At 44.0% G+C, this 15,014-nt stretch carries 13 protein-coding genes and 2 pseudogenes; 9 read left to right on the top strand and 6 right to left on the bottom strand.

All coding sequences use genetic code 11. The annotated features are described in order from the left end of the window. Nucleotides 1-176: 176 nt before the first annotated feature. Together OCV29_RS06845 and OCV29_RS06840 are read left to right on the top strand one after the other, a co-directional pair. Nucleotides 177-707 (top strand): annotated as a pseudogene (locus tag OCV29_RS06845) (bifunctional transcriptional activator/DNA repair enzyme AdaA); the annotation flags it as partial. Nucleotides 708-719: 12 nt separating this feature from the next. Beyond that, nucleotides 720-1,229 (top strand): annotated as a pseudogene (locus tag OCV29_RS06840) (methylated-DNA--[protein]-cysteine S-methyltransferase); the annotation flags it as partial. A 550-nt stretch (nt 1,230-1,779) separates the two neighbouring features. On the opposite strand, the gene OCV29_RS06835 reads toward OCV29_RS06840, so the two are convergent. Further along, nucleotides 1,780-2,886 (bottom strand): GGDEF domain-containing protein, encoded by a 1,107-nt coding sequence (locus OCV29_RS06835; protein WP_073605547.1) that lies wholly within the window; start codon nt 2,884-2,886, stop codon nt 1,780-1,782. 213 nt (nt 2,887-3,099) lie between these two features. After that, nucleotides 3,100-3,516 (bottom strand): hypothetical protein, encoded by a 417-nt coding sequence (locus OCV29_RS06830; RefSeq protein ID WP_073605548.1) that lies wholly within the window; start codon nt 3,514-3,516, stop codon nt 3,100-3,102. A 587-nt stretch (nt 3,517-4,103) separates the two neighbouring features. Between OCV29_RS06830 and OCV29_RS06825 the strand changes: the two genes are divergently transcribed. The 3 genes from OCV29_RS06825 to OCV29_RS06815 are packed head-to-tail and all read left to right on the top strand — an operon-like array spanning nt 4,104 to nt 6,900. Further along, the gene (locus OCV29_RS06825) at nt 4,104-5,096 is read left to right on the top strand and encodes an ABC transporter substrate-binding protein (RefSeq protein WP_175561603.1); all 993 of its coding nucleotides are present in this window, start codon (nt 4,104-4,106) and stop codon (nt 5,094-5,096) included. Then, nucleotides 5,083-6,114: a LytTR family DNA-binding domain-containing protein gene (locus OCV29_RS06820; RefSeq protein ID WP_073605549.1), complete on the top strand. Its 1,032-nt coding sequence runs from the start codon at nt 5,083-5,085 to the stop codon at nt 6,112-6,114. Before OCV29_RS06825 ends, OCV29_RS06820 begins: the two co-directional genes overlap by 14 nt. A gap of 9 nt (nt 6,115-6,123) precedes the next feature. Continuing rightward, nucleotides 6,124-6,900, top strand: a complete 777-nt coding sequence (locus tag OCV29_RS06815) for an SDR family oxidoreductase (protein WP_315972724.1) — start codon at nt 6,124-6,126, stop codon at nt 6,898-6,900. Between the two features lie 60 nt (nt 6,901-6,960). Here OCV29_RS06815 and OCV29_RS06810 read toward each other — a convergent pair whose 3' ends face one another. Continuing rightward, nucleotides 6,961-7,416: a PaaI family thioesterase gene (locus OCV29_RS06810; protein ID WP_245796971.1), complete on the bottom strand. Its 456-nt coding sequence runs from the start codon at nt 7,414-7,416 to the stop codon at nt 6,961-6,963. Between the two features lie 64 nt (nt 7,417-7,480). Here OCV29_RS06810 and OCV29_RS06805 point away from each other — a divergent pair, with 64 nt between their 5' ends. Then, nucleotides 7,481-7,759 (top strand): hypothetical protein, encoded by a 279-nt coding sequence (locus OCV29_RS06805; RefSeq protein WP_073605551.1) that lies wholly within the window; start codon nt 7,481-7,483, stop codon nt 7,757-7,759. Nucleotides 7,760-7,839: 80 nt separating this feature from the next. Here the strand turns inward: OCV29_RS06805 and OCV29_RS06800 are convergent, their stop codons facing one another. Next, entirely contained in the window at nt 7,840-8,259 is a 420-nt protein-coding gene (locus tag OCV29_RS06800; protein ID WP_073605552.1) for a NifB/NifX family molybdenum-iron cluster-binding protein, read from the bottom strand. Nucleotides 8,260-8,533: 274 nt separating this feature from the next. Continuing rightward, nucleotides 8,534-9,919 carry a sigma-54 interaction domain-containing protein gene (locus OCV29_RS06795; protein WP_073605553.1) on the bottom strand — a complete coding sequence of 462 codons (1,386 nt, stop codon included), beginning with the start codon at nt 9,917-9,919 and terminating at the stop codon, nt 8,534-8,536. Nucleotides 9,920-10,173: 254 nt separating this feature from the next. Between OCV29_RS06795 and OCV29_RS06790 the strand changes: the two genes are divergently transcribed. Next, the gene (locus tag OCV29_RS06790) at nt 10,174-10,428 is read left to right on the top strand and encodes a YgjV family protein (RefSeq protein ID WP_084193491.1); all 255 of its coding nucleotides are present in this window, start codon (nt 10,174-10,176) and stop codon (nt 10,426-10,428) included. A 29-nt stretch (nt 10,429-10,457) separates the two neighbouring features. Here the strand turns inward: OCV29_RS06790 and OCV29_RS06785 are convergent, their stop codons facing one another. Then, complete coding sequence (locus OCV29_RS06785; RefSeq protein WP_073605653.1) at nt 10,458-11,522, bottom strand: FAD:protein FMN transferase; 1,065 nt, start codon at nt 11,520-11,522, stop codon at nt 10,458-10,460. 463 nt (nt 11,523-11,985) lie between these two features. Between OCV29_RS06785 and OCV29_RS06780 the strand changes: the two genes are divergently transcribed. Both OCV29_RS06780 and OCV29_RS06775 read left to right on the top strand, forming a co-directional pair. Continuing rightward, nucleotides 11,986-12,945 carry a TRAP transporter substrate-binding protein gene (locus OCV29_RS06780; RefSeq protein ID WP_073605555.1) on the top strand — a complete coding sequence of 320 codons (960 nt, stop codon included), beginning with the start codon at nt 11,986-11,988 and terminating at the stop codon, nt 12,943-12,945. Between the two features lie 211 nt (nt 12,946-13,156). Further along, complete coding sequence (locus OCV29_RS06775; protein ID WP_175561604.1) at nt 13,157-14,902, top strand: methyl-accepting chemotaxis protein; 1,746 nt, start codon at nt 13,157-13,159, stop codon at nt 14,900-14,902. Nucleotides 14,903-15,014 lie beyond the last annotated feature (112 nt).

The raw sequence follows: 15,014 nt of genomic DNA, 5'->3' as shown, positions 1-15,014 counted from the left end.
CGAAGAAACACAGACAAATATACCCCAGATCCAGGATTCAGAGCGCATCTTGGGATCACTTGGCTATAAGTTTAAAAATAGTTGTCAATTTATCGGTTGCTGTAGCAGATAAAATCCCGGTAAGGTGCCGTATATGAGATTCACGGACATAAGGGTCTGTTGACCCCGGGATATTTATGTGTCATTCAACTGCGATTACCGATCAAACAACCATTGATCGCTTTTATCAGGCACTTCTGGACAGAAATGCAGAATATGCCGGGACTTTTTTTGTTGGCGTAAAAACAACCTCGGTGTTTTGTATTTCTACCTGCCGGGCAAGAAAGCCTAAAAAGCAAAATGTTGTTTTTTATACCCATTTTAAAGATGCGCTGGCCGCTGGGTTCCGGCCCTGTAAAATCTGTCGTCCGACAGAAAATGCCAGTGAATCCCCTTTACAGGTCACTCAGGCCATTGAGCTTGTCCGGAATAATCCGAAAGAAAAGATTTCAGATACCGTGCTGACAGCGCATCAAATCCGGCCGGAGATGATTCGCCGGTGGTTTAAAAAGAACTACGGGATGACGTTTCACACCTTCCAGCGGATGTATCGTATCAACTATGCACTGGAAGAGCTTAAAGACGGCAGGAAATTACTGGATACCGCCTACGAAACCGGTTATGAATCACTGAGTGGCTTTGGCTATACCTTTAAAAAACTGACAGGGAAGACACCCGGTATGAAAAATGAAAATCAGGTGATATTGATTCACCGGTTTACCACACCTTTAGGGCCGATGTTTGTCTGCGCAACAGATGAAGGCGTTTGCTTACTGGAATTTGTTGAACGCCGGATGCTGGAAACAGAGTTCAGCGACCTGCAACACCGGCTGAAAGCGTCGATTATCGCCGGGGAGAATCATCATATCAGACAAGCTAAACAAGAGATCGCAGAATATTTTGCAGGGACCAGAACCCGGTTTGAGGTGACACTTCACACACCGGGAACAGCCTTCCAGCAGCAAGTCTGGCAAGCCCTGCAAGATATTGACTATGGTTCGACCGCGTCTTATCAGCAACAAGCAGAACGGATAGGCAACCCAAAAGCCGTCCGGGCAGTTGCTTCTGCCAACGGACACAACCGCATTGCGATTATCATTCCCTGTCACCGGGTCATTGGTAAAAACGGTAAGCTGGTTGGCTATGCTGGCGGATTAGAAAGAAAACGCTGGCTACTGGAACATGAACAGACACATCTGCCGGGCGATAAAAGTGAGATAAAAAAAATAGCAGGACCCACAGGCAAAAAAAAGCCAATTACAAGCGTGTAATTGGCTTAACATGTGAACAAAAAAAACTCCACTAACAACGTCTGTTGGCTAGTTAACCCTCGGCTTAAAGGGCTACTCATATGTAATCAAGTCCCGTGCCAACTTTTACATAACAAAAAATCAACATGTTACAGAGAAAGCCTGTTTTCCGGGAATAACACTCATTGCATAATAAAAAGTATTCAGCACAACAATTGCAATATGCAAAGAAACACAGCCTGTTTTTGCGAATTGATCATTCAGAAATTAGCCCCGATTTTGACTGAAACGTCCCTGTCGTCTTCATCTCAAAGACTCAACCAGCAAACAACCAGCAAATTTGATGGTCTGATCACCAAACCAGGTGTGCGGGGCCAGAAGAAGTTCTGAATGAACAATAACAAGGCGTCAAAAGACGCAAATCAGTAGTGCGGGATGTCTGTGGGTGTAAAGATGTGGATCTAAGCATGGCGCTGAGTGTATAGAATCATCAGCTTATTTTGGTGGCCTTAACTGTTGCAGCACTTGCGGTATCCATGACACAATTTCGGCCGGTATTTTTCGCAGTATAGAGATTCCTGTCCGCAATGCCCAAAACACCCCGGCTGTCTTCGGCTTCTCCGGAATAACCAATCCCGATACTGACCGATAACATTTCCCCTTCAACAACCTGAATCCGCTCACTAACAGCAATCCTTATCCTCTCGGCGCAGTCGAAAGTTTCCTGATGGGACGCGTCCTGTTTCAGAATCACAAACTCCTCTCCTCCCCACCGGCCAAGTTTATCTTCCGGGCTGGTCGTTTTATTTAACACAGCGATAAACTCTGTCAGCACCCAGTCACCAATAAGATGTCCGTGACGGTCATTGATTAACTTAAAATGATCGATATCAACCAGTAAAATCGCATAGGATTGACTCTGTTGCTGATAAGCCAGCTCCGCCTGAAACAATTCATCTTCCAGCCCCCTGCGGTTAAAAACCTGAGTTAAAGGATCCAACAGCGCATAATGCTCAAGCATTTCCAGCCTTTCCTGAATTTTGGCCGATTGAATCCGCATCCTGAGCACCGTCCAGAGCAATACCATATAAACCAGATGAGAAACGCCGATATTCAGTAATACTCCCAATGCATCGCTGACATTAAACTGAGCCATTAAAACCACATAGTGTCCGACCATCGTCATGATAAAAACAACAATACTTGTAAATGCAGCTTTTCTTACATCAAGAAACAAATAGGCCATAACATAGTTCAGTCCCAGCCATTGCGAAGCGTTAGAGAATGTACCGTGTAAGGTGATGTGGTGGTAAATACTGGATGAGGTCAGATACCCGGCAACAATAAAATAAGTAAAAAGAAAGAGATATTCCCGGTTGATACTTCTTTTCAAACTGACAAAATAAATCAGGATAAAGAAGAAAATACAAAAAGGATAAGACACTTCATCAAAAGGAGAAATCAGGCCACTCAGCTCATCGATTGTCCAAATCAGTGCAAAACAAAAAATTGCAAAACCTAACAACCACCGAAATGTGTGCAATTTAATCGAAGGAGTATAACTGTTGTTCTCTGGCAAAATCCGTTTTATATGCATCACTATAAATAACGTCTGATAAGCAAAAAGAGTACATACAAACCAGCTTAACCTGCGTTATGTACATAAATATTAATTATGCCATAAAAATTTGTCTCAGTAACAAGATTAAAAGTTAATCAACTGCCGGAAATGATTGCAGTTAACCACACTGTCCTTTTTCTCCTTGCGATCTTTATCAAACCAGATCTTCATACCCGCCAAACATCAAAGCTATATGAGTAAGGCATCAAGCGCAAAAATAGCGGAAGAAATCTCTTCAATACCCCGGTCGGCAACAGCCTGCTCTGCTGGTGTCATACTGAAGTAAAAATCCTTCAATACCTGGCTGTCCAGCACCTCTTTATGGAGGAGTAACTCTTTGTATTCAAGCAAACGTTGCAATGCTTTTTTCACCTCAGCCTGTAACATTTCCTGTTGATTTTCGTATGCTGTCATCAACCCGGATTTTAAGATCTCATAGGGATGCTCACTTAAAATAATGATGTTATCTTCTTCTTTAACCTGACAAGCCTTCACACAGGAGGTATTTTCCGGTTTGTTTTCGGCTTGTCCGTTTTCTGCATAAATAACGCTGCCGGGACAATTCAGATCCAACGCAGCGCTGTGATGAACAACTTTATGATTCATTGCTAATATCCAACTTTGTATTCATTCCGTTCAAAAACTTTCGGTCACCTGAATGCTATACACAGAAAAAATGCGCTTGAAAGAGCAGCAGACAAAACACGAAACAAGCACTCTGTTTTTCCGCCCGATACCGTATACGAATATAGTTCCTGAAAGGGAATTACCGACGACGTTTCCAGTTGAGAGACAATCAGTCTTACTCTGATTGATGCATAGATTATTCTTCTGTTTTTCTACTCTCATTAAAATGCAACTGTATCCATAAAAAAGAAGACATCAACATAAAAATGAAATACAGTTAATGAAATCAGTTTTTGATAATCTGATTTTAATGAATTATATTTCTGTTCAATGAGTTATATAGATTCGGGCTAAACTTTTATATGAACAATCTGGTTGAGGCAACAATGAAATTTGTTCACATTTCAAGACCAACAAAAAAGAGTAAAATACATTATTTTTCAATAACTTTAATGCTATTTTTATTCTCATTGAACTGTTTTTATTCTCTCTCTGCTCGAGCCTATACGATCGGTATCATCGTTGGTAAAGATAAAACACGAACCAGCACCTCCAATCATGAAAAGATGTGCATACTAAGACATGTCGCAAATAACGCTGCCAAGAAAAATCCGGATATCAACTTTATCTTTGCTGAAAATGATCGCTCTGCTGTAGGGAGTATGAATGCCGCCTTCACACTGGTAAAACAACATGCCGACTTAGTGCTGCTGCCATTAATTTCTCACGAGGCAGGCCCTGCTGCTCAAATATTATCTGATGCCCATATTCCATTCATTACCACAGCAACGTCTCTGTCCGTTTTGAAGCCGGCCTTCCATGGCTTATCAACCATGCCTTCGAGCCGTGAGCAGGCCAGGGCACTGGCGATATATTATATGAATAATTTTCGGGGAAGACGGATTCATGTTGTGATCAATCCGGCCAAAGAGTACTCGGTTTCAGTTGCCCGGCTGTTTACCCAAGAAGTAATCCTGCATAGCCCGGAAACAAAAATTACAGAGCAGGAATTTTCTCCGCAGCGGGCCTCCCGGATAGCTAAATCCGTAACCGGCAATGAGATTGTTTTTGCTGCGCTGTATAATCCTGATATTGCAATTCTGTACACTGCGCTGACCGCTGATAAGAAACGGGAAACAACGATTATCGGGCCGGATTCCATTGGGGCGCGTAAGGAGTTTTTTGCCATTGCAGGCAAAGCCCGGGAACAGGTTCAGATGCAATATCTGAGTAACTGGGATCACAGGGTGAAAGGGCCACATGCCGATGATTTCAATGCCTATTTAAAAGCATTCTGTAATGACAAAAAACCAACATTCCTCACTGTATATTCTTATGATTTGATTCATCTGGTCCTTGCTCAGCTGCCACAACTGCGCCGGGCTGAGTCCCCTTCTGACACCATCAATATTTTACGGCAAAGTCCCTATATCACTGTCATGGACGGAAAAAAAATGAAGTTTACTGCGCCGGGTTACAATCAGAAGAACCTGTATTTGTACCGGATAAAAGACAACCACACCGAATTATTGCAGGCGCTGAATTATGCCGGTTTATAAGAACCATATCTGGATATCGGTCTCAGTTGCCGTCTTTGTCGCAATCATTAATATTGTGATCTACAGCGTCAGCGCAACCCACAATGAGATCACTGTATCCAAAGGCGTATTTACAGGCATCATGCGTTCCATGGCCACATCGAGTACGTTTATGGATGATGTGTACACTTTCAGGGTGGAGCATATCGGCAGAAATATTCAGGATCTTATTACCATGTTCGAGAAAAATAATTCTTCTCTTGGTATTTGCGTCACTGCTGAAATCCGTAGCTTTAACTCCGATGATAAAGTCACCAATACATATTGTTCACAAAATGAGTCAATGATTGCGCTGATGTCAGAAAACCGGAGAAATGACCTTGTATCCGGTGAAGAAAGAATCAGAATTGGACAAAAGGAGCTTGGCCATGTTTCATGGTTTCTGGCGCCCTCCAAAGTCCGCCCTCTCTTCCGGAAAAACAGTGGTGATTATTCCATTCCATTCATTTATGCCTGCATCGAAATTCTGTTTTTTCTTCTCCTGAGCAGAATCATCCGCACTTATATTTTCAAAACCTCACCCGATGAAGATACTCACCAGAATCAAACAGCGATGACACAACTCCATCAGGAAAAAGAAGAAATTATCACTGAAAATAACCTGCTGGCAGAGCATATTGCCCAATTACAGTTACAGCTTTCAAACATCACAAAGATTACAGAGCACAACAAACGACATTTCGCCATCAACGGGGATTTACTGTATGCACAATACAGTCATCCTTATACAAATCTTTATTATGCTTCCGGTAAGTACCTGAAAGTCAGATGTTCTCTGGCTATTCTGGAAAACTCATTTCCTATCCGGTGGATCCGGATCAACCGCTCCTGCGTGGTCAATAGTCAGGCAATCCGGGAACGGGGGATTGAGTATAAATCCGATAAAAAGAGCACGCTGATTATTCAAATTAAAAATAAACCGGTTGAACTGGAAGTCGGTAAAAATTATGAAGAACAATTGGTTCAGGTCTTCTCATGAGGTCATACTTTGAAAAAAACAGCTTTGAAACGAATACTTATTACATGCGCAACAAGTCATATGGGGTCTGCAGTCGCCGCACAACTGGCATCAACTCACGAACTGATTCTGACCGGCAGGAACACAGAGAAACTGACAAGCATCAAGCGGGAGATTGAACAGGAACATCCGGTGCTGACTCAGGCACTCGATTTTTTCGATCCGCACTCTGTAGACCTTTGCAGCGAACAGATACAGAAAAATAACCACTCTCTGGACGGAATTGTCTTTATACTGCCCAGAATACCGCCTTCAGGAAATGTCTTCCCCGATGATGACGAGTGGCATGAACTATACCGGAAATATTTCATCACACCGCTGAGATTGCTCAGGCAGCTGACTGAAAACAACCTGCTCCGTCAGGGCTGTAAAATTGTCATGATTTCAGGCCTGAGCTCAAAATCAGCGCTGACAAACTACGCCACGAACAACTGTATCCGTCACGCATGGCTGGGACAGGCAAAAACCATGGCTTTATCTCTGGCAGGCCAGAAGATTTCCGTCAATACATTATCTCTGGGCGGCGTCATGACCGATGCTTACATCGGAAAAATGCAGGATAAAGCACAAACACAGGGCATCAGTTACGACGAACTGATGAAAAATGAAGTTGCAAATATCCCGCTGCAGAAATATGCGTCCGTTGACGATGTAGTTGAGGCGGTAACGGCTTTACTGGGACCTCTGGCAAATCATATGACGGGCCAGAATATGCTGCTTGATGGCGGTTTCTTTAAAGGCTATTAAATATCAAACGACTGCCCCTGAAACATCAGAGGCAGTTTTTTGTTCAGTGCAACATTCGGCTCATCCATGAAAAGCTGTGCTGCCAGACGATAAGTGTTGCCCGGCCCGCGGCACAATAAACTTAGCATCAGCTTTGGCTATGATTTTCCCCTCATAACTGATGATACCTTCCAGCCAGTAAACTCCCCGCTTTTGTTTCATCAGGCTTGCTGACACCTTTACCCGCCACCCGACCAACACAGGTGAGACAAAACGAACCACTAACTCAGCCGTTAATGCATGCACATTCTGCAGAAACAGCCTGTGAGTCATTGCAGCATCAAGTAATGTACTGACCATTCCTCCGTGCAACATGCCATCGTATCCCTGATGACGGGGTGTCACGTTAAACCATGTCACAGCATCACCTGCAGTATCTTCTATAAATTTCAGTCTTAAGCTATCCGGGTTGTGTGCCGTAGGACCACACACCATACAATGTGTATGTACCTGCCTGACGGCTTGTTCACGCTCCAATTTTTACCCCCTACTCTCAAACAGAGTGACTCACATCATGTGTCATGCATATTGCTACAGATGCATGACTACTTTTTCTCTGTGCGGCTCACCCGCCAAATCAGGTTTCAGCGAAAAAGAAGGCGGAGATCATCTCCGGCCTTCTCATCTCTGTTTTCCCGACAGCCGTTTAGCTCTGTTGCTCAGTCTGGTGACAACAACGCCTTCCTCCTCTCAAACCCTGACCATGATGACAACCACGATGATCCGGTTTGAGGGCCATTTTATTTTGAAGTCCGTGTCCCCACCGGTGTCCATGACCACAGCGTCTGCCTTTTCCATGACCTTTGCCCATCCCGTTTGAGATTTCTGCTTCGTTTAACACATGGTGGCATTCGGGATCAGATGCATGCCTGATCGATTTATTCTCTTCACATCCAGACATCATTTACTCCTGTTTTTCTGATTACACCTTCTTTGCAGAAGATCTGAACATTTCCAGCCATTTCCCCGCCTGTTTCGCTGCTGCCTTTGACAACCAGGCATCGCAAACCGTGCCTGCACCAGCTCTCCGCTCTTCCATGCTGAGACCAGCTCACTGATATCACCGGCACAGAACGGAAAAACCTGAATTCGACATGATTTAACAGCATGTAATAAAGGTTGGGAAATCGCACCACATACCAGCACATTCACTTCCTGATTGCATAGAAATGTCAGTTTATCCGCGGTTTTCTGCGGCAGAGAAAGGACTTCTCCGGCCGTCATACCTTTTGGGTGATTCACATCCACCAGAAGTATATGTCCGGCGACATCAAAAACCGGAGAGATGCGATCATTCCATATCGTAAATGCTGCTTTCATAAGAAACTCCAATGCTGATACAGAGATATTGCAATCAGTGTTCCAGTTTATCAGGGGAGACAATACTTAACTTAATGAATTGTTTTTATTGAATATATTTTATGAAGGGGAACAGATGATGTTGTCGTATCATTGCAATAATGCAGCGATAATCGATGCAAATGATTGCGGTTTTACAACAGTTGCGGTTTTACAATAATTTCGGTTTTACAACAATTTCGTTTTTACAACAATCGTGGCTTTACAACAAAAAGCAGCATCCGGCAGATAAATTTTAAGCTTCATCGATATGACGGTGTCTTCCGTTGCGGGCAGGAAAAGGAATCTTCAGGGCTTTCATCTTGCGGTAAAGGGTCGTGGTATGGATTCCCAGTTCCCTTGCAGTCGCCGCACGGTTGTCATGATTGTGCCTGAGCGCTGATTCTATTGCTTTTTTCTCTGCGGATTGACGAATCACGGACACCTCTTCCGGTACTGCCTCTTCCGGTACTGCCATCCGCATTTTTTTGTCACGAAGCTCATCAGGCAGATGAGCCAGCTCAATTTGCTTCCCCCGGCACAAGACGAAAGCCCGTTCAATCACATTCTCAAGCTCACGCACATTGCCCGGCCAGTCGTGCGCCATGATCACTGAAGCAGCTTCAGCACTTATCCCCTGAACCGAACGTTTTTGAATACAATTGAAATGATGAATGAACTGCTCTGTCAGCAACGGAATATCTTCTTGTCGCTCACGTAATGCCGGCAACTGCAGATCAATGACCTGAATCCGGTAAAACAAGTCTTGCCTGAATTCACCATCAGCAACCATCTGAGATAAATTCCGGTGGGTCGCGACGATAATTCTGGCCCGGTTTTTCTCCGGGTGGACAGACCCCAGAGGTTCATATTCATGTTCCTGTAATACTCTGAGTAACCTGACCTGAAGTGCCGGACTGATTTCACCGATTTCATCCAGAAATAAGGTCCCGTCTTTCGCCAGAGCAAAACGCCCCGGTTTATCATGCGAAGCCCCGGTAAATGCTCCTTTCTTATATCCGAATAATTCTGACTCCAGTAAGTTATCCGGCAAAGCACCACAGTTGATTGCCACAAAGGGCTTATTTTTTCGGTGCCCCATCTCATGAATGGCTTTCGCCAGCAGCTCTTTACCTGTTCCGGTCTCCCCATACAAAGCAACCGTACTGTCACTGGCAGCAATCGCCGGTAACAACTCAAACAGACGCCGCATCAACGGGCTACAGCTGATCATCTCACCGGCCTGAAATTTACCTTTTAATGCATTTCGCAATGCTTCAACTTCGCTGAGATCCCTGAAAGTTTCTGCACCACCAATCATTTGTCCACTGGCATTTTTCAATACCGCAGTCGATACAGAAACCGGGATGCGATCTCCGTCTGCATCAATAATAAAGCAGGATTTATTGACAATCGGTGTTTCATTCTGCAGTGTCTTTCTGAGTGCACAGTCACGCTCACACATGCTGGATTTAAACACCTCGGAACAAAGTTTCCCTAAAGCTTCTTCCCGCCGAATACCGGTGATTTTTTCTGCAGCCCGGTTAAAAAAGCTGATACGCCATTGATGGTCAACGGTAAAAACACCGTCCGAGATACTTTCAAGGATCGCATCGGTAAATTCCGGAATAGTTGATGACATATCTGATTCCTGACATGAAATTTTAACCTGTCACCACAGGGGCAAAGGCACATCTGAGATTGATCGGTATGAAACAGATGATGCAAATGATGACACAAATCAGGATATGATAGCACAGCCATAACCGGTGAATTTCCACCTCAGACAAATCGTTTGCGTTATCGTTACCCTTCACTAAACAGAAAACTGAGGATTTCGTCACAGATTTTATGTTGCTATATTCCTTTGGAGAACAAGAGGAAAATACACCTGATATGAACTTTATTGAATTTATTGGTTATGCTGCATCCGCTCTGGTTGCACTTTCGTTCACAATGAAAGAGATGGTCAGATTACGCATCATTAACTGTGTTGGTTGTTTACTGTTTGTCGGATACGGCGCCATGATTGAGTCATGGCCGGTCATGCTGACCAACGGCTTTATTACCGGTGTCAATATTTACTGGCTGCTGAAAGACAAATCACGCAACAAAGGTCATAAGCAAATGCAACCTGCTAAGGCAGATTAAGTCTAACGACCTAATCTGCCTGCCGGCGGTTATTGCTGAACCAGCTTCACCTGTTTCGAAGTTTTCAGCGCCTGGCTCTGAGATGCGATCAGTTTTTCCTGCCGGGACTGAATGAAAAATACCGGCAAATGTTCTGCATCAGCAATTTCCTGTCCGGCTTTTGGCCCAAGGCACAGCATCGCTGTCGCCCATGCATCACTCACCACTGAATCCTGGCCAAATACCGATGCTGAAACCAAATCATGCATCACTGGCGAACCGGTCCGCGGATCCAAAATATGTGAATATGCTTTTCCGTCAGCATCAAAAGAGTGATGATAAGTCCCTGACGTATCGAGTGTCACCCCGTTTTCGTCCTCAATCACAACAATTTGATAAGGTATCCGCTTATCTTTCGAAGGCACGGGACGTTCAATCGCAATCCGCCATTTCTGCCCTTCTGGTTTATGGCCTCTGATTTTCATGTCACCACCAAATTCGACCAGATAATTTGTAATGCCATTCGTTTCCAGTATCTGACTCAGTTTACTGATGGTGTATCCTTCACCCATGGAAGAAAAATCCAGTTGCAGACCCGGTAACGTTTTACGGATACGTAATCCATCTGTACTGACTTCTATCTTATCGATCCCGATTTCAGCCTGAACCGCCGCTATTTTTTGTGGGTCCGGAACCTGAAGTACATCTTTTTTAAATCCCCACAGAGCAAACAAAGGCCCGATCGTCGGATCGTAACATCCCTGTGTTTGATGATGAATCGTCTTCGCTACAGACAGCAGATGAATAAAATCTGCCGATGCCGGCTGCCAGTCTGTTGAAGGGTTTTTATTCCAGAGAGAGATAAAAGAATCCGGCCGGTATGTTGAAAGTTCTTTATCAATCACCGCCAGCATCTGATCAAACTGACCACTAATCGTCTCCGTCGCAACAGGTTTTTCAGACCACCAGCTGATATGATATGTCGTCCCCTGAGCGTAACCGGAAACCCTCTGAATTTCCGGTGGCTGAGAACAACCACTGAGAAATAAAGACAGAGTAGAAACCAAAACTGCAAACCATCGCGGTTTCCAGCTGTTATTGATTATTTTCATCATGACAGAGCAACCTTTTTGCTGACCGGAACGGGAGCAAAGTCTAACAGTAAAACAGACCGGATACAGTAATTTATCCCACATCAGTGGTCGCCATCAGAAAAAATTCTCATGGTCAGTACACAAAAAAAATGAAGAGCATCACAAAATCATCATTCATAAATTTCATCAATGATTTGTTGATACCCTCAACTAACTTGTTGAATACGTTGCACTTTCAAAACAGAGCAATAAAAAATATCAATAAAATCATATCCATCTGTATTTCAGCCATCTTTTAATCTTCATCACAATCATCAGTAATAGTTAAAAACTATTAAAAACAATGTCATCAAGTATTCCAGAATTAAGTGAAAGCTCACCTGATATATCAGGTCATCACAACAGGTCGTCCTGAGCCTGCAGAGCTTTCACTTACAGCAACATTAAAACTGACAGCCTTACTTTCAAACAAACAGGTGAACACATGCGATTATTAGTCATATTCAGCCTTACTTTGACACTGATGTTCAGTGTTTTCAAAGCCAGCGCGAGCAACATGATTGTTGCGCACGAATTACCACAGGAACATCCCGTCAGTGCATCTCTGGACTGGTTTGCTGCTGAGGTAAAAAAACGTGCGGGGATGGATGTAAAAATGTATCCGGGCGGAGAACTCGGCAATGAAACGGCTCTGTTGAAAATGGTTCAGCAGGGTGATGTCGCGATCACAAAAGTCGGCGCATCGCTTTTAACCAACTATTCCGACGACTACAAAGTGCTGGCACTGCCATATTTGTTTAAAGACCGCGCTCAGTATGACAAAGTACTGCAGGGAAGCATCGGGACTAAAATCCTTGAATCCACCAAGAGTGTCGGATTTGTCGGGCTTGCTTTTCTTGATGCCGGCTCCCGCAGCTTTTACACGGATAAACCCATAAAAACCCCGGCAGATTTGAAAGGTTTGAAAATTCGGGTACAAAACTCGTCACTTCCCATGGATATGATGAATGCCCTCGGCGCGATTCCCGTGCCCATCGCCTACAGTGAATTATATTCTGCGCTGCAAATCGGCTTGGTTAATGGTGCTGAAAATAATATTCCATCGTTTTTCTCATCCAAACATTATGAAGTGAAAAAACATTACTCCTACGACAGACACACCATGGTGCCGGATGTTTTGGTTGTTTCGACCTCTGCATGGAACCGTTTTACCGATCAGGAGCGGCAGGTATTAACTCAGGTTGCAGCAGAAACCGTCAAAGTGCAGGAACAGAACTGGAAAAATTATGTGGACCAGGCCATCGGAAAACTGAAACAGGCTGGCGTCACTTTTACTGACAGTGATATTCCTGCATTTCAAAAAGCGGTTCAGCCTGTTTATGACAAGTTCAAAAAAGAGAACCCCGGACTGATTGGACTTCTCAATGAAATCCAGCAGCAATAGACAGTCAGCGAACAGTTGAGCACTAAGTGGCAGGTTTTTGGATTCAGAAAAACCTGCCAACCAGGGTCTGTTGACCTTAAGCTCAAGAATCTCTTTTTTGCGGGGAACAGCACCCGAATGTCACAAAAAATAACATTTAAATGTAAAGGCATAACAACATTTCTATATTTAAATGATTCGTTTAAGCCTTAAAAAAACGAGGGCCATACCAATGAAGTCACTGTCGTTTAAGTTCAAGCTGCTCTCCATGGTACTGCTCATCATTATTGCTACAATTGTCACAGCCACAATCAGTGCAAACTATTTTATCAGCCGTTATGTTCAGGCGGCCTATTCTGCTCAAATCGACAACCAGATTGGACTGGTGCAAAAAATTATCAGCCAGGAAATCAGCGCCAAACTCTCCATCGCCAGATCGACTAATTTTTCCCTGACTCAGGTGAAACAGACGATGGAACAAACCGGGTTTTACCGGATTGTAAAAATTGCCTATGAACTGGTTATTGGTGCAAATGGTGCAGTCAATGACCCGGTACAGGCAAAAAAATATTTGGATATGTTGTCAGCTGCCGGAGGGAATATCACTGTCAGTGATGTCCGGCTTGAAAAAGGTACAGCGGTCCTGACCATCGTGGTGCCAAAAGGGAACAATCAGGGCAACCTGTTTTTTATTGATTTGACCCAGGTTCAGTCTCTTTTAGAAGAGAATCAGGAAGAAGGGATTTATTTCAGCCTGACTGACAGTGCCGGTACCATGATTTTTTCCGGTCTGCCACCACAGGCAGAAGTCTCCACCATAAAAAAAACGTTTAATGTCTCCGGGAAAGAATGGCACATGAATGGATATATCGATCAGGCTGTGATTGACCGCAATACAAATCAGCTGAACAAATCGATTACCATTGCTCTGCTGGTCAGTGCACTCATTATTATCCCGGTCACGATTGTTTTACTGAATTTATCGTTTGCCCCGATTGTCTCTTTACGTCAGCTGGTTCAGGAGCTGGCAAGCGGGAATGGCGACCTGACTCAACGTCTGACCGTCAAAACCAAAGATGATCTGGGTATCATTGCCCAAAGCATTAATACCTTTATCGAACAGCTTCAGTCACAAATGATTCTGGTCTCGGATATCACAAAAGATATTGATCATGAAGTCAAAGGTGTCCGGGGGAAAATTCACTCCAATGAGCAATTATTAAGTTCACATAAATCAGAAACGGACCTGATTGTGACGGCAATGACTGAGATGAGCTCAAGCTCGGAACTGGTGGCAAGTAATGCCTCAGACACGGCAAAGCAGGTGCAGGGAACAACGGAAGAAGCTTATCGTTCCCGGGCCCTTGTCCAGCAGGCGGTTGATAGTGTCAATCAACTTGTCGAAGAACTGGATAACACCTTCCGTTCTACCGAAAAAATGGAACAGGTGACTTTACAGATTACCAACGTACTGAGTGTGATTGAAGATATCGCTGAGCAAACCAACCTGTTGGCGCTCAATGCGGCGATTGAAGCTGCAAGGGCCGGCGAAATGGGACGTGGATTTGCGGTGGTGGCAGATGAAGTGCGCACACTGGCATCCAGAACACGCCAGAGCACCGAAGAAATCTCAGAAATGCTCTCTTCACTGAATACCGCCAGTAATGAAGTTGCGGCCAAAGTCAAATCAACACAAGCCAACGGAAGTAAAACTTCAGAAAGTGCGTCTGAAGTGGGTACTTCGATTGGAGGGATGATTGGTTCAATTGAAGCGATCAGCGATTTATCCACTCATATTGCAACTTCAGCTCAGGAACAAAGTACTGTTTCCGAAGAGATGAGCAAAAATATGAATGCCATCCATGATGTGGTCAACACCTTAAATGACAACGGTGAAATCATCTCAAGCGGTACAGATAAACTGAGTCAGCTGAACAAATCACTCATTCAGCTGGTCGAATCATTTAAACTCTCGTAACCGATATTTCTGATGAAAACCACCGGAACCCATGCGCCGGTGGTTTTCATGACTGAGCGATTTTTTGTATTGATAAAGCCTGTATTGACAAAAACCTGTTTTTATCAACCCT

It is taken from the genome of Vibrio aerogenes (assembly GCF_024346755.1).
Taxonomy (GTDB): Bacteria; Pseudomonadota; Gammaproteobacteria; order Enterobacterales; family Vibrionaceae; genus Vibrio; species Vibrio aerogenes.
This window is presented reverse-complemented; position numbering and strand designations above follow the sequence as displayed.

Coding starts and splice junctions, on each gene's coding strand:
- OCV29_RS06795 (WP_073605553.1), bottom strand. CDS start 9,919: ATGTCATCAACTATTCCGGAATTTACCGATGCGATCCTTGAAAGTATC.
- OCV29_RS06830 (WP_073605548.1), bottom strand. CDS start 3,516: ATGAATCATAAAGTTGTTCATCACAGCGCTGCGTTGGATCTGAATTGT.
- OCV29_RS06825 (WP_175561603.1), top strand. CDS start 4,104: ATGTGCATACTAAGACATGTCGCAAATAACGCTGCCAAGAAAAATCCG.
- OCV29_RS06780 (WP_073605555.1), top strand. CDS start 11,986: ATGCGATTATTAGTCATATTCAGCCTTACTTTGACACTGATGTTCAGT.
- OCV29_RS06790 (WP_084193491.1), top strand. CDS start 10,174: ATGAACTTTATTGAATTTATTGGTTATGCTGCATCCGCTCTGGTTGCA.
- OCV29_RS06800 (WP_073605552.1), bottom strand. CDS start 8,259: ATGAAAGCAGCATTTACGATATGGAATGATCGCATCTCTCCGGTTTTT.
- OCV29_RS06785 (WP_073605653.1), bottom strand. CDS start 11,522: ATGATGAAAATAATCAATAACAGCTGGAAACCGCGATGGTTTGCAGTT.
- OCV29_RS06775 (WP_175561604.1), top strand. CDS start 13,157: ATGAAGTCACTGTCGTTTAAGTTCAAGCTGCTCTCCATGGTACTGCTC.
- OCV29_RS06835 (WP_073605547.1), bottom strand. CDS start 2,886: ATGCATATAAAACGGATTTTGCCAGAGAACAACAGTTATACTCCTTCG.
- OCV29_RS06805 (WP_073605551.1), top strand. CDS start 7,481: ATGACTACTTTTTCTCTGTGCGGCTCACCCGCCAAATCAGGTTTCAGC.
- OCV29_RS06820 (WP_073605549.1), top strand. CDS start 5,083: ATGCCGGTTTATAAGAACCATATCTGGATATCGGTCTCAGTTGCCGTC.